Genomic DNA, 14,191 nt, shown 5'->3' on the forward strand with positions numbered 1-14,191 from the left:
TATGAAACCAATCGACTTTGCAAAGACCATCGGCGTGGCCGTCGCATTGCTGGCGATTAATGTACTGGTTGCCATTCTTGTGATGCTCGTCTACGTATTTTTCATTAATCCAGGGCATCCAAATGAGTTCTATGAAGCAGCGGCCTTGCGCATTTCGCCATGGTGTTCACACATCGCAGGAACGGCTCTCTTTCTTGGTGCGGGTTACCTGTTCACGAAACGTCTTCCTGGCCGAAATGGTTTTCTGTTCGCAGTGACATTTACGGTGTGGTATGCAATCATCGATGCGGCAACTGTCGGTTTCTTGGGAGCCATGGAGATTGAATTTCTGTTGTCTATGACGGCGAAACTCGTGGCGGCGCTATTGGGTGTCTTCTTCGCAAGGCGGACCATAGTCAATGCAGAACCAACACCGGTGAACTAATGCCAGCGTGGCGTATGATTCTACTTACTTAGCCAGGAATTGTTTTCATGAAGCCACAGCCTCAGCACGACAGATGAGATTCACGGTACCAATCAATTTATTGCGATCAATTGGTTTGGTCAGGTGGTCGTTACAACCTGCCTCGATGCATTTTTCGCGGTCTCCCTCCATCGCATTGGCAGTCAATGAAATGATGGGCCCGGGATAGCCATGCTCGCGAATTTGTCGGGTGGCTTCGTAACCATCCAAAATCGGCATTTGCATATCCATCAGAATGACATCGTAATGGACGCCGCTTTCCATGGCTTCCACAGCTTTCTGTCGTGCGACTTCTCCATTTTCAGCAACTGTGACTTCCGCCCCCGCTTTCTTCAATATGAAGGCAATCAGTTTTTGATTGTCGGGGCCATCTTCAGCTAATAACACTTTTCTACCCTGAAGCGTCGATTCATTGAAACGAGGAAAAGCGCACTGAGTGAGTTCCTCTTCCTGATTTGCTTGTTCATCGAGTTTCTGAAGTTGTTGGATAAGTTCTACACCTTCTAAACTTCCCGTCCGAATCGCGGCACTAAATTTCGAGCCTTTGTTATACTCACTCGAGACTAAAATATCTCCACCCAACATTTCTGCCAGTCGTTTGCAGATCGTGAGTCCCAGCCCTGTTCCACCGTATTTTCGTGTTGTTGAAGAATCGGCTTGAGTAAATGGGCGGAATAAATTCGACAACTGAGACTCAGTCATTCCGATTCCCTGGTCAATCACAGAAAACTGAATCCGTGGTTCCTCTCCGGGATTGTCCAGTAGTTCTGTCTCAAGACGAATCGTTCCGACTTCCGTAAACTTGATTGCGTTTCCTATGAGGTTAATCAGGATTTGTCTGATTCTTGTGGGGTCTGAATTAATTTTGACAGGTAATGGAAACTTATAACTCGCTTCCAGTTTCAAGCCTTTCGCCTCAGCTCTGACCTGAACCAGTTCCATCACCTCCTCGACAATTTTCTGAGGAGAACAGGTGATCGATTCGATATCAAGTTTACCGGCTTCGATCTTTGACAAGTCCAGGATGTCGTTGATCAACTCCATCAGGTGTCCACCATTGCGCTTGATGGTATCCAGTGAGTCCATAAACAATTCCGGCATCTGATGTGTTTTCGCTTCCAGCTCCAGCAATTCGGTATACCCCAGAATGGCTGTCATGGGAGTGCGGATTTCATGGCTCATGTTAGCCAGGAATGCGCTCTTAGACTCGTTGGCTGTTTCCGCTTCTCTTCTTAATGTTTTTTGTTCACGGAGCAATTCCAAAGCGCGAATCGCATTTCTCACGCGGGCCTTAATCTCCGATTCGGTTGCCGGCTTGGGAATGTAATCAAAAGCACCTTCTTCAAAAGCACGAGCAATCCCTTTGCCATCACTGTGTGAAGTAACCATAATCACGGATACTTGCTCGGCGCTGTAGTTCGCTCGGATTTCCTTTAAAACGGAAAAGCCATCTAAGACTGGCATTTCAACATCTAATAATACGATGTCGGGATTGATTTCGCGAACTTTATTGCTGCCATCTTCGCCATCAACGGCGGTGTACAACTCATATCCGTCTTTCGTCAATGCACTCGAAAGAATGCGTCTCACCACATCGGAGTCATCAACGATCAATATTTTGGTAGCTTGATTGTTCATCTCAAAAACTTCTTCAAAGGGGACATTGGAGCGTTCAATGAGCAGTTAGTATTAAATTAGGGCAGAGAATACGCCTGAGTTGCAAATGAGTTGGAAATTCAATCGGTTTTTAATTGGCCTGGAACCGAGAGTTCCGATTAAACCGTTTAAGCACATTAGTCTGCAAATACAGTGAGGGAAATGATCTACATTAGAGAGCCGGTTTTGCTCTTACAGACTCATTCGATCAGTCATCAGAGACTCTCAGGGCAGGGATATCCCTCTTTAGGGTCTCCAATGATTCATCAGAAACCCCGGTATTACTGAGGCTTAATTCAACCAGATTCGGTGTGGATGACAGGTAAGCGACCCCGGCATCAGTCACATCCGTGTGGTCCAGAATCAAAATTCGAAGCTGAGGGAGCCGGGCGAGTTGTTTCAGTCCCAGATCGGTGATTTGCGTTCCAGACAGGTCCAGGAATTCCAGATTTCGACATTGGGAAAGAATGGTTGCAGTGCGATCTGTAATATGGCAATTAGCCAAATTCAAAGCTTGTAACGACTCATTATTTGGCATCTGCTTCAATTGTTCCAGCTCTACTTCCGGAAATGTAGAATCCTCTAAACTGAGCCCCGTTAGTTCTTTGGTCTTCAATAAAGAGATCAGGCATGTTTCCTCAATCTGGCATCTTTGCAGTTTAAGTCTCTTTAAATTCGACAGACTCGAAATCGAGTTCGCTCTATCCTGATCGAGCAAAATCCCTTCTAAATGTAATTCTTCCAGTTTGTGAAAATAGTGAAACAAACGGAATAGTTCGTCCATCTCCTCAGTGTTAGTATTGGGCTGATCGCGTAAATAAATGGAATACAGAGAGCGATGGTATCGATTAAACGGAGCGGGAATAAAGAAGGGCCCTGGTGCCGATCCATAAATTCCTACAGACGTGTTTCCCTGATCGTCCTCGTAGCTTACCAACAGACCTGCATTGTATTTTTGAAAGGTGGCGATGTGTCTGTGAAATTGAAATACCAGGAAAAATGAATATGCACTTGCCATGCAGACCAGGATCAAAGCAGCAATCAAACCACGGCGGATGAGAACCCGTCTATTCATTTTAGTAAGACGAACAGAATCAGGTTTCTCATCAGAATTCATTGAATCACCAACTCATTTAACGCGCCGTCCATCCACCATCGACGGTGACCATACTGCCCGTCATATAGCTCGATGCATCGCTGGAAAGGAAAATAGCAGCGCCCTGAATTTCTTCCATGCGCGCCCAGCGATTCATCGCCACGGCGCCCACGATGAATTTCTTGATCTCTTCCGTTTCTGCAAAAGGTTCGTTCATCGGTGTGAGAAACGGTCCCGGGCAGATGGCATTGCAGGTAATACCAAATTCACACAGTTCAATTCCGAGTGCCCGTGTCATCTGCACCACGGCTCCTTTACTGGAAGTGTAAGGAGTGCGATTGGCCATCCCCACCAATCCCAGGGTACTGGCTAGATTGACAATCCGACCGTACTTCGCCTGTTTCATATGAGGAACCACGGCTTTGGTACACAACCAGGGGCCTGTCACATTGACATTTTGCACTTCCTGAAATTCTTCCAACGTCAATCCATCGATCGGACCGCGTGTGTTAATCCCCGCATTATTGATCAGAATATCGATCTTCCCGAATTCGGTCATTGCGCGGTCCGTCATCGCGGCGACCTGGTCTGCGTTTGTGACGTCGGCTTGCATCCCAATGGTTCGATTTCCATAATCGCTCTGAATGCGGGCCGCCGTCGCTTCTACTTCCTCTTGATTTCGACTGATCAAAAGCAAATCTGCGCCGGCAGAGGCTAAGCCTTCCGCCATCGCGGAACCCAAGCCTTTAGAACCTCCGGTAATAATGGCAGCACGACCAGATAAATCGAACAGTTTGATTCCGGGTAGCATGAGAACTCCTTCTTATCTGATATTTTATCAGTGCGTTGAGATGACTGATATATGTTTTTGAAATGCGGGATCGGTTTGAGGGAAATCGCTACGATAATGCACGCCGCGACTTTCTTTACGTTCAATGGCAGAAGAAATCATGAGCTGCGATACCAGCAACATGTTCTGTAATTCCCAACCACTCAAATTTTTGAATTCACGATTGACAACATAACGACTCCAGAAATCAACTTTGTCTTTGGCGTTTTGTAAGGTACTGGCACTGCGTGTGATCCCTACATCGCGCCACATTAAGCTGGCTAATGAATTTCTGAGGTCTTTACTGTTTAAATCTTCGTCCGAACCTTTTTCACTCTCCCAGTCTGACAAGAGTGAGGCAGAATATTGATCGGGCTGATTCAACGCTGCTTCGGATGCGCCTTTTCCCGCGGCCGCCCCAAAGATTAAACCTTCCAGCAGGCTATTCGAAGCCAATCGATTGCTGCCGTGTAAACCTGTGGAAGTGACTTCACCCGCGGCCCAGAGGTGAGGCACCGAAGTCCGTGCTTGCAGATCGGTCTTCACGCCTCCAATCATATAATGCGCACCAGGGCGAACGGGGATTTGATCTTTTGATAAATCAAGCCCAAAGCTCGCACACACATGATTGATGTTGGGAAAGCGTTCCTGAATCAGTGATTTTTTCAGATGGGTTAAATCCAGATAAACGCACGAATGATCTGTTTTTTGCATTCTGTCTGTAATGGCGCGACTCACGATATCTCGATGCGCTAGCTCCTGATCGGCATGATATTCCGACATGAACCGCACACCATTGCAGTCGCGCAAATAGGCACCTTCACCTCGCACTGCCTCTGAGACGAGATACCGTGCACCGCCTGCAATATAGAGCACCGTTGGATGAAACTGCATGAATTCCATATCCTGGAGCAAGGCACCCGCACGAAATGCCAAAGCATGTCCATCCCCGGTCGCCAGTGGTGGATTGGTTGACTCGCGAAATAAACAACCCGCACCACCCGTCGCCAGAATAACCTGTTTTGCCCAGATCAGAGTTTTCCCATGATAGCGATTCCAGATAATCGCCCCACGGCACTTTCCTTCTTCTGTCACAAGATCGATGGTAGGGGTCTTCGTCCAGGTTTGGACGGAGGGACGGCTATGCACAGCAGAGATCAAGGCGCGCATGATTTCTTTTCCCGTCGCATCGCCCAATGCATGTGCCACACGACGATGACTGTGTCCCCCTTCCTTGGTTAAAGCAATTTTTCCGTCCCGGGTATCGAAGTCGGCTCCGATCTCGATCAGTTCCCGGATATGCTGAGGGGCTTCGTGGCAGACATGCTCGACCAGACTTCGATCACAAAGATCCTTTCCCGCGGCCAATGTGTCTTCGATATGATTTGTGACATCGTCCAGAGGGTCCAGCACGCCTGCGATACCACCTTGTGCATAAGCGCTATTGGATTGAGTGACTTTCCCTTTGTTAACGATAATCGTTTCCAGACGCGGATCGATCTCTAATGCGGCGCGAGAACCGGCAATACCACCACCTATGATCAACACATCGGTGAAAATATGTGGAATGCGCTTTGGATTGATGCGGGTTAGATAGCGTTGACCAGGTTCAATAGGGATCGGATCCAAGTCTGCGTGCTCCTTAACCTCGTGCTTTTGAAGCGACTCTGATTTTACATCGAGCAGCTTCACTGAAATCAAATTGTCATACAGGAAAAACCACCATCGACGGCCATGTTCGTCCCCGTAATGAAACTTCCCGCCTTCCCGGCAGCCAGTAACAGCACTGCCCCTGCCAGTTCGTCCGGATCACCAAAACGGTTTGCCGGTGTATGAGTCATGATACTCGCGACACGCTCTGGTGTCAGCACTTTTCGATTCTGCTCAGCTGGAAAGAAACCAGGAGAAAGTGCATTCACACGAATTCCCTGTTCTGCCCATTCACGCGCCAGATTTTGCGTGAGATTCAGGACTGCCGCTTTTGATGCAGAATAAGTAAAAACACGGGATAAGGGAGTGATGGCACTCATAGAGGCAATATTGATTATCGAACCAGAAATGTTTTGATCGAGCATCGCCTGACCAAAGACCTGGCAGGCCACCTTGACGCTGAGCAGGTTCACGCGAAAAATGCGATCCCATTCTTCGTCACTGATTTCCAGAAAGGGAGTCGCTGCATTGATTCCCGCCCCGTTGACCAGAATGTCAACTGCTTTTCCTCTTGTTTTAAGGTGATCAACCAATGCTTCAAGGTCGGAGCGATTTGTGGAATCGGCCGTGAAGAATTCGGCACTCCCCTGCTTTTCCTCAATCGAACGTACACGGCTTGCGCCGCTTTCCGCATTGCGCCCCACGACGACCACATGTGCGCCTGCCTGAGCCAGTGCATCAGCAATCGCGCCGCCCAGGACTCCCGTGCCACCAATGACAACAGCCGTTTTACCTGTCAGGCCAAACAGTGTTTGTAAATATTGGGATGAGGAAGATTCACTCATCACGTACCGCCTTCTCTATCTCGATAACTCAATCACGCACGCGTCATTGAAGACTAACCAATAAATTCGAGTTTGACCGGATTGGGAATGATGCCGGCTTCATAACCGCGGTTGAGCAGTGTCGCTACTGCTTCACGTCCCCGTTCGCCGAAGTCCAGAGTCCAGTCATTGACATACATGCCGACAAATTTATCAGCACTTCCCCGATTCAAATCACGGCCATATTTCAAAGCGTGATCGAGGGCTTCATCTCGGTGTTCCAGCCCATACTGAATGCTCTGCTTCAGAATCGCAGTCACTTCTTCCATCATTTCCGGACCCATGTCCTTGCGGATGGCGTTAGCACCCAGAGGTAAAGGCAGGCCTGTTTCTTCATACCACCACTGACCCATGTCAACTACCAGCTTGAGTCCCTGATTGGCATATGTTAATTGCCCTTCGTGGATGATCAAACCGGCGTCTGCTTTTTCCTGTTCCACCAGATTGAGAATTTCATCGAAAGGATGCACTTCATATTCAAAATCATCGCCCAGTAGTAGTTTCAGTGTTAAAAATGCTGTGGTCAGTTTCCCGGGTACAGCAATTTTTTTGCCCCGCAAGTCATCGATGGTCCAATTGTCCCTTGAGACAACCATGGGACCATACTGGTCGCCCATTGAGGCACCACAGGAGCAAATGGCATAGGTATCGGTCAGATAGGCGTAACCGTGCAGACTGACGGCGGTCAGTTCCAGTTCTGCATTGAAGGCCCGCTGGTTGAGTGTTTCAATGTCTTGTAACTCATGCGTAAATCGATACTTACCTGTCTCGATTTTATCATTTGCCAAAGCATGGAACATAAAGGCATCGTCCGGATCAGGACTATGGCCTACCTGAATTAATACTTTCTCATCAGTCATCATGGGATTACATACAACTTTTATTTAAGGGGAATACATGCGATGCAGCACTGGCAAGATAGACCAGCTTCATCAACAAGAAAATTGACGTTTACTCTGTCAGCTACTATAGAAAGTTCCTGACAACTTAGCCACCATGCCACGAAAACAACTCAGCGAACAATCAACTGCTTGATACAGCGAAATTGGAGATGTATATTCATATACTGTTGGTGATATTTTTTACTACCACGAAATACACAAAAAGCACGAAAAAGATAAAAAGTAAGTTCCTGATAAATCCAATGTTTGAAGAGATTTTTATGATGGTTTATTGAAGCAAATTTTTAAAAAGACAAGAAAATGAGATTCTCACCTCACTCAAATTTTTCGTGAATTTCGTGCCTTTCGCGGTAGCAAAAGAAAGAAAATCAAATGCCCGAAATTCTATTCAAAGAAGAATGCTACGCAATTCAAGGGGCGGTGTTTGAGGTCTATCGTGAAATGGGATGCGGTTTTCTGGAAGCCGTTTATCAGGAATGCCTAGAACATGAACTACGGGTATGCAAGATACCATTTGTTGCACAGCCAGAGTTGCAACTCTCCTACAAAGGAGCTCTACTTCAGCAAACATACCAGCCAGACCTCATTTGCTTTGATTCAATCATTGTGGAACTCAAAGCGGTAAAAGAGTTCGCTTCAGAACATCAGGCACAGATTCTCAACTATCTAAAAGCAACCGACATGAAACTCGGACTGTTAGTCAATTTTGGTTGTCATCCTAAAGCAACAGTGAAGCGATTTGTTTTGTGAACAGCAAAATTGATTTGAGTATTTACTACCACGAAAGACACGAAAAGCACGAAATTAAAATAGATTCTGAGTCAGAATCTATATACGAAGAGATTAATAAAGATCATTGGAAGAAATGGTTTTATAATAAAATCATGCATGCTTAAAGATGTTCTAACAAAGAAATTACTTAGATTAGAGTTCTATGAAATTCATAAGTTTTCGTGACGTTCGTGCTTTTCGTGGTAGTAAAAAACATTATGAACCTTGCTTAAAGTTCAAAATTTTCCCCAACAAATCAGCCGGTTGATCTTCCGGATGAACATCAATTTCGCGGCACTCTTTGATGTTGCGGAAAAAAGTATGCTGCCGTTTGGCAAAGCGTCGTGTTTGTTGTTTGAGCAGTTCGACGGCTCTTTCGTAGGAGTACTTTCCTTCCAGATAGTCAATCAATTCCTTGTATCCCAACGCCTGCCGGGCAGTACGGCTCATTGGCTTGGTGGCAGTCAGCAACTGTTTGACCTCTTCCAGCAAGCTCTCGGCGAGCATTTGATCCACACGTTGATTAATGCGCTCATAAAGCCATTCCCGATCCGGCAATAACCAGTAGACATTTGCTGGACATTCCTCCGGATTCAAAATCCCCTCATCATGCTGTGCAGAAAGTGGGATGCCTGACACATGGTACACTTCCAGCGCGCGGGCCACACGGCGGACATCATTCGGATGTAGCTTCTCTGCCGAGACGGGATCAACGGCAACCAGACGACGATGCAGCGCCTCGTTTCCCTCGGTCTCCGCGAACGCTTCCATTTCGCGACGATATTCCCAGTCCGCAGAGGGACCGTTAAACACCCCTCTCAAAATCGCTCTTAAATAAAGGCCCGTGCCTCCTACAAAAAGAGGGGTTCGCCCCCGATCAATAATCTGGCGGCAACATTCTTCCGCAGCCGTAAAATAGTCAGCCACACTGAACTTCTCGTGTGGATCGATCAAATCAATCAGATGATGCGGCACGCGTTTCCGCTCTGCGGGAGAGGCCTTCGCGGTTCCGATATCCATGCCCCGATAGAGCGACATCGAATCCATGGCTAGAATCTCTGCGTTGAGATGTTCTGCCAGCAACAGGCTGAGTTCGGTCTTCCCACAAGCCGTCGGACCCGACAAAAACCAGCATCGTTTCAAGATTTCCGACGAAAACTGCATAATCAATTCAACTTATGCGAACATATCGCCTCACTCAAAATCGGGTGAGACTCTCTCAATGGTGACTCGTTATTTCAGAATTAGTTAGCTAGGATACTTACTGCAAACCGTGTTCTGGAACGTTTAGATACAGGCAATGTAATCACTTAGTATATTTATCAGCGGCAAATGTCGAAAGAGACACACTATGGCGAACTTTGAAGCCAGCGTTCAGTTAACGGGGACTCCCGAACAAATTTTTGAATTCCTGATCGATACCGATAACATTCTCAAGATCAGTCCGCCCGATACTGGTTTGTCGTTTACCAACAAACCGGACAAATTATATCAAGGTGCTATTCTGGAGTTCAAAATCCAGGGCTTCGGAAAAGTGCAGGAAGGGACGCACGAAATCATCAAGTTTGAGTCGCCCGAGTTATATACCGAGAAACAGATTTCCGGGCCACTCAAGCATTACGTCCACGAACATCATGTTGTCGCTAATGGAGAGAACGAGGTGACGGTCATTGATCGACTGGAGTTCGAACCACCGAGCGGTCTGCTTGGATTCCTAATTACCGAAACTAAGCTGCTGGATCTGTTTGACGAGGGTTTTTATCACCGACACAATGCTCTAAAAGCACTTTTTTCTTAAGTGAACTACATACATCATTTACTTAAAGACCGGTCGGTTCTCTCTCTGGAGTCGTTTAGCTCCAGGCTGGGCGATACGTTCAGCCGGTAAGCCCAGGTCAGCCTGAATCGGCTCATTGGGCTCTGTCAAATAGACTGCTTTTAACGCGTCCAGGCGTTGTTTGATTTGCGATAACGCTTCAAGCTCTTCGCTAATAGAAACATTAGACGCTTCCAAAACTCCCGCACGAATCAGACCCGCTCCTTTCGTACCTGGTGTGAGAACGCGCGGTGCACCAGAACGGGGAGTCGCTTCGAACAAGCAGGATTCTCTGGGAACGAGTTCACTTTGATCGGTAAAGCAGACAATCGAAAGTTGACCAACAGTTTGCTCTTTTCCTTCGCGCTTTTCAGGGATAGGGACCATTACCGTCACAACACCCGAATCGGAGATCTGAATGGAATAAGCGTTATTCGGCACTCGAATTTCTGGGACAATAGAATACGTCCTTTGCGAACCATCTAAACAGAGTCTGCCTTGTTGATCGAGTGTCAAGCGGCCAGACCTCGTAAAGGCGGTCTTTCCTGCCAGTTTCACTTGCAGAAAGCCTTTGCCTTCGATGGCAAGATCCAGCGCGCGTCCCGTTTTGATCAGCTCACCTTTAGTTTGTGAGATACGAGTTTGCAAAACATGACTTCCCATTCCAACTGCAATTGGGGGTTCTGTTTTTGATTCCTCACTGGCGGGCGTCTCAAGATACTCATAGGGCAAAGATTCAAACTCGACATAGGAGCGTTTGAAGCCAACGGTTCCTGCATTGGCAATATTATTCACAATCACATCACGTGATAATCGCAGCGCATCCACGGTTGGCTTTAAACGTTGTGTTAGTTCATCGTGATCTGCCTTGGAAGAAAAGCCGATAAAACCACTCTGATCTGGGGACACTGCTCTGGGTGACGAGACAGGTTGCTGAGCTGAGTCAGCTGTAAGACCTGGAAGAGACGGATGCCCTTTAGCTTCCGGGACGTTCAGTACACTTTTGGGTTGTAACATCTTACGAATGGAAAGCATGTCCGAAGCGACTTTGTGGGGTACTCCTTGAAGTTCTTCGAACCAGATTTCTAATTCCTCTTTAGAAGCATGAGGCAGATGCTCATTGATAATCGAACGTGTAATCTGATCATCTCTGGAATCGGATGATTTTTTTGAATCCTGTAACGGCTCTGCATTGAGAGGGGGCATCAAAGGACCGGGTGTTTGGGGAAATGCTGGTGTGGGTTTCAATAACGCGGGAAACTCTGGTTTTTGTGCTTCCAGATTAAGGGGTTGTCTGGTTTCATCAGCATGCGGTAACTTCAAGACAGGACCCTCGGAGTTTGACTCATCAGGCTCTTCATTGAAGGGACTGGATTCTGCTAAGGCCAGTTCCACAGGAATTAGATTTTCTTTAGCTGGTTTCGGATCATTTTCAGTCGATCTCAAATTGATTTTTTTAACAACTGGTTCCTCAAGCAAAGCTTGGGGACCTTCAGTCGTTGGTTGCTCAACGGCAACAGAGAGGAGTGTGGGTTCTTCTGAAAAACCGAGACTCCTTAAATAGAGCATGCCCTGAATAAAAAGCACACCTACGAGCACACATACAGAGACGGCAAAAATGATCCGTTCAAAATTTTTTCTCATACCTGCTTCCCTGCAGTAACAAGGTTCGACTTCCAGCTTCGAATTGCTGTTCATTCTTTGAAAATCAGAATCTTTAAGGTATCGAAATTGCCGCTTTAGAACAAGACGTTTCTCTTTGATATACACGGAGATACATAATTTAGCCGGGCGATGAATCATTGTATTTGAGTGTTTCAAGAGAATCTTATCAGCGATTGCTCTCCTATGTAGCGTAAACACACTTTGATTTCGTACAATAACCAACTCTTCATAATTTACAGGGATTGAGATCCTGAACGCGAAATGGCAATGACTTTTAAAAGATCAGAGCAGGAAACATGACTACTGAGCTTCCCAAATTTTACCGAGTTCGCCAAAACTTCCAGTCTTCACGAATAGAGAATGTCGCCGAGGCAGTCAACGCAGAGCTAGCCAAAATCAATTTAGGGGAAGTGGTTAAACCAGGAGAGACTGTTGCCATCACAGTGGGGAGTCGTGGCATCGCCAATATCGCTTTGATTATCAAAACCACGATCGAACACCTGAAATCTATCGAGGCGGTACCTTTTATTGTACCTGCCATGGGAAGTCACGGCGGTGGAACCGCTGAAGGACAGGCAGGAGTTTTAGCAGGATACGGTATCACCGAAGAAGAGATGGGCGTTGAGATTCGCTCATCAATGGAGACGGTGGTTGTCGACACCACATCCCACGGCATCCCCGTCCATTTTGATAAACACGCTTATGAAGCAGATCACGTTTTAATATGTGGGCGTGTGAAGCCACACACGCGGTTTGTTGGCGATATCGAATCGGGTCTGCATAAGATGATGCTCATTGGTCTCGGAAAACATGAGGGTGCTAAAATCTATCATCGTGCGATTGAAGATATCAGCTTTGAGGAAATCATCAAAGCGGTGGGAAGGTCGGTTCTGGAAAAATGTTCGATTGCCGGTGGCCTGGCCATCGTAGAAAACTCTTATGATGAAACCGGTTTGATCGAAGCCATTCCACCGGGACAGTTTTATGAACGAGAAAAGGCGTTGTTGACGATCGCAAAAGATTGGCTGCCGCGGCTACCTTTCACAAAGACAGATCTTCTGATTGTAGATCGGATTGGGAAAAACATCAGTGGGTCCGGCATGGATGCCTGTGTCGTTGGTCGGAAGTACAATGATCATGCAGCAACCGAGCATGACAATGTCGCCGTGAAACGTATTATGGTGCGCAGCCTTACCGCCGAAACACACGGTAATGCGTTAGGAATTGGATTAGCGGAATTTACGACTCAGCGAACTGTGGATAGCGTTGACTGGAAAATCACTAAGATAAACGCTAATACTGGTAGTCACCCTACATCGGCTATGATTCCACTGGCCTACGAAACCGACCGGGAAGCCATTGAAGCGGCGTTACAGACCATCGGGCTCACCACACCTGAAAACAGTCGAATCGTGCAGATTTATGACACACTCGAATTAAGTGAAGTTGTCGTCAGTGAAACGTTTCTGGAAGAAATCAACCAGCGGGATGATCTGGAAATTATTTCCGGTCCTTTCGAATTGCCATTCGATGCACAACACAATTTGTCCTCCGTTTTTGATGAACCTCAACACTAAAATTTAACTTGAACAGAAAGAAATTCATGTCCACCACCGAAGGTCTCTCCTCTGCCGCTCTTGAAGAACTCGCCAAGTATGATACTCCCACCGTCTGTAATGTGATCGAGCTCTGGAACATTCGACCCCGCAACACAGGTTATATGAATGATACCATCAAAGCCTGTTTTCCCAAGATGCCACCCATGGTTGGCTATGCCCTGACTTCCACGTTTCGCAGTATGGCTCCTCCGCGTAGTGGCGATGTTTATTCTGGTCTCGATGCCCAGGTTGCTGCCTTCGAATCACTGCCAGGTGCTCCTGTCGTCGTGTATCAGGATATTGATGAGCCCACAGCGTCTGCCACCTTTGGCGAAGTGATGTGCTCTACCTATAAAGCTTATGGCGCGAAGGGGATTATCACTTCAGGAGCAGGCCGCGATCTGGATCAGGTGGAAGCTCTGAACTTTCCCGCGTTCACGAACGGCACCAATTGTGCCCACGGCTACTGTCACACGCTCCAGGTGAATGTTCCAGTGACTGTGGGGGGGATTCCCATCTATCCCGGTGACTTGCTGCACGGCGACCTGAATGGAGTGACGACGATTCCCAACGAAATCGCTTCTGAAATCGCCGACGCCTGCAAGGAGTTAATGAAAGCCGAAGATATTGTGCTCGATTATCTCAAAGCAGGTAACCTGACCCCCGAAGGTCTGGGAGCTGCCCGCAAAGAACTTGGAGCGGAAATCGCCAAACTGGGCAAACGCTTGCGGGGTGAATAACACGATTTCTACAACAATTCAACATTAAATTACAAAGAGGGCTCCCTATATGAGCCCTCTTTTTTTACAGCTTAAGAAATCAGCCTGCCCATCTGGCAATCGGTCGTGTTATCAAGAACTT

At 47.1% G+C, this 14,191-nt stretch carries 13 protein-coding genes; 5 read left to right on the forward strand and 8 right to left on the reverse strand.

Going from position 1 to position 14,191, the window contains the following annotated elements; genetic code table 11:
- The first annotated feature begins 1 nt into the window (after nt 1).
- Nucleotides 2-424, forward strand: coding sequence for a hypothetical protein (locus V202x_RS01850; RefSeq protein ID WP_145170691.1), 423 nt, complete (start codon nt 2-4; stop codon nt 422-424).
- Nucleotides 425-469: 45 nt separating this feature from the next.
- Here the strand turns inward: V202x_RS01850 and V202x_RS01855 are convergent, their stop codons facing one another.
- The 6 genes from V202x_RS01855 to V202x_RS01880 form a co-directional block, all read right to left on the reverse strand.
- Nucleotides 470-2,101, reverse strand: coding sequence for a response regulator (locus V202x_RS01855; protein WP_145170693.1), 1,632 nt, complete (start codon nt 2,099-2,101; stop codon nt 470-472).
- A gap of 226 nt (nt 2,102-2,327) precedes the next feature.
- Nucleotides 2,328-3,236, reverse strand: coding sequence for a leucine-rich repeat domain-containing protein (locus tag V202x_RS01860; RefSeq protein ID WP_145170695.1), 909 nt, complete (start codon nt 3,234-3,236; stop codon nt 2,328-2,330).
- 16 nt (nt 3,237-3,252) lie between these two features.
- A complete protein-coding gene (locus tag V202x_RS01865) occupies nt 3,253-4,026 on the reverse strand; it encodes an SDR family NAD(P)-dependent oxidoreductase (RefSeq protein ID WP_145170697.1) in 774 nt (257 codons plus the stop codon).
- Between the two features lie 27 nt (nt 4,027-4,053).
- The gene (nadB, locus tag V202x_RS01870; RefSeq protein WP_145170700.1) at nt 4,054-5,673 is read right to left on the reverse strand and encodes an L-aspartate oxidase; all 1,620 of its coding nucleotides are present in this window, start codon (nt 5,671-5,673) and stop codon (nt 4,054-4,056) included.
- A 68-nt stretch (nt 5,674-5,741) separates the two neighbouring features.
- Nucleotides 5,742-6,539 carry an SDR family oxidoreductase gene (locus V202x_RS01875; RefSeq protein ID WP_145170702.1) on the reverse strand — a complete coding sequence of 266 codons (798 nt, stop codon included), beginning with the start codon at nt 6,537-6,539 and terminating at the stop codon, nt 5,742-5,744.
- Nucleotides 6,540-6,592: 53 nt separating this feature from the next.
- Complete coding sequence (locus V202x_RS01880) at nt 6,593-7,441, reverse strand: menaquinone biosynthesis family protein (protein WP_145170704.1); 849 nt, start codon at nt 7,439-7,441, stop codon at nt 6,593-6,595.
- A gap of 411 nt (nt 7,442-7,852) precedes the next feature.
- Here V202x_RS01880 and V202x_RS01885 point away from each other — a divergent pair, with 411 nt between their 5' ends.
- Entirely contained in the window at nt 7,853-8,230 is a 378-nt protein-coding gene (locus tag V202x_RS01885) for a GxxExxY protein (protein ID WP_145170706.1), read from the forward strand.
- Between the two features lie 237 nt (nt 8,231-8,467).
- Here V202x_RS01885 and miaA read toward each other — a convergent pair whose 3' ends face one another.
- A complete protein-coding gene (gene miaA / locus V202x_RS01890; RefSeq protein WP_145170708.1) occupies nt 8,468-9,415 on the reverse strand; it encodes a tRNA (adenosine(37)-N6)-dimethylallyltransferase MiaA in 948 nt (315 codons plus the stop codon).
- Between the two features lie 187 nt (nt 9,416-9,602).
- Here miaA and V202x_RS01895 point away from each other — a divergent pair, with 187 nt between their 5' ends.
- Nucleotides 9,603-10,049 (forward strand): SRPBCC family protein, encoded by a 447-nt coding sequence (locus V202x_RS01895; RefSeq protein ID WP_144980757.1) that lies wholly within the window; start codon nt 9,603-9,605, stop codon nt 10,047-10,049.
- Nucleotides 10,050-10,067: 18 nt separating this feature from the next.
- On the opposite strand, the gene V202x_RS01900 is transcribed toward V202x_RS01895, so the two are convergent.
- On the reverse strand, nt 10,068-11,711 hold the full coding sequence (locus V202x_RS01900) for a flagellar hook-basal body protein (RefSeq protein ID WP_197993173.1): 1,644 nt from the start codon (nt 11,709-11,711) through the stop codon (nt 10,068-10,070).
- 317 nt (nt 11,712-12,028) lie between these two features.
- Between V202x_RS01900 and V202x_RS01905 the strand changes: the two genes are divergently transcribed.
- Nucleotides 12,029-13,309 (forward strand): lactate racemase domain-containing protein, encoded by a 1,281-nt coding sequence (locus V202x_RS01905; RefSeq protein ID WP_145170712.1) that lies wholly within the window; start codon nt 12,029-12,031, stop codon nt 13,307-13,309.
- Between the two features lie 26 nt (nt 13,310-13,335).
- A complete protein-coding gene (locus tag V202x_RS01910; protein WP_145170714.1) occupies nt 13,336-14,070 on the forward strand; it encodes an RraA family protein in 735 nt (244 codons plus the stop codon).
- Nucleotides 14,071-14,191 lie beyond the last annotated feature (121 nt).

The sequence above is a fragment of the Gimesia aquarii genome, assembly GCF_007748175.1.
In the GTDB taxonomy this organism is placed as follows: Bacteria; Planctomycetota; Planctomycetia; order Planctomycetales; family Planctomycetaceae; genus Gimesia; species Gimesia aquarii_A.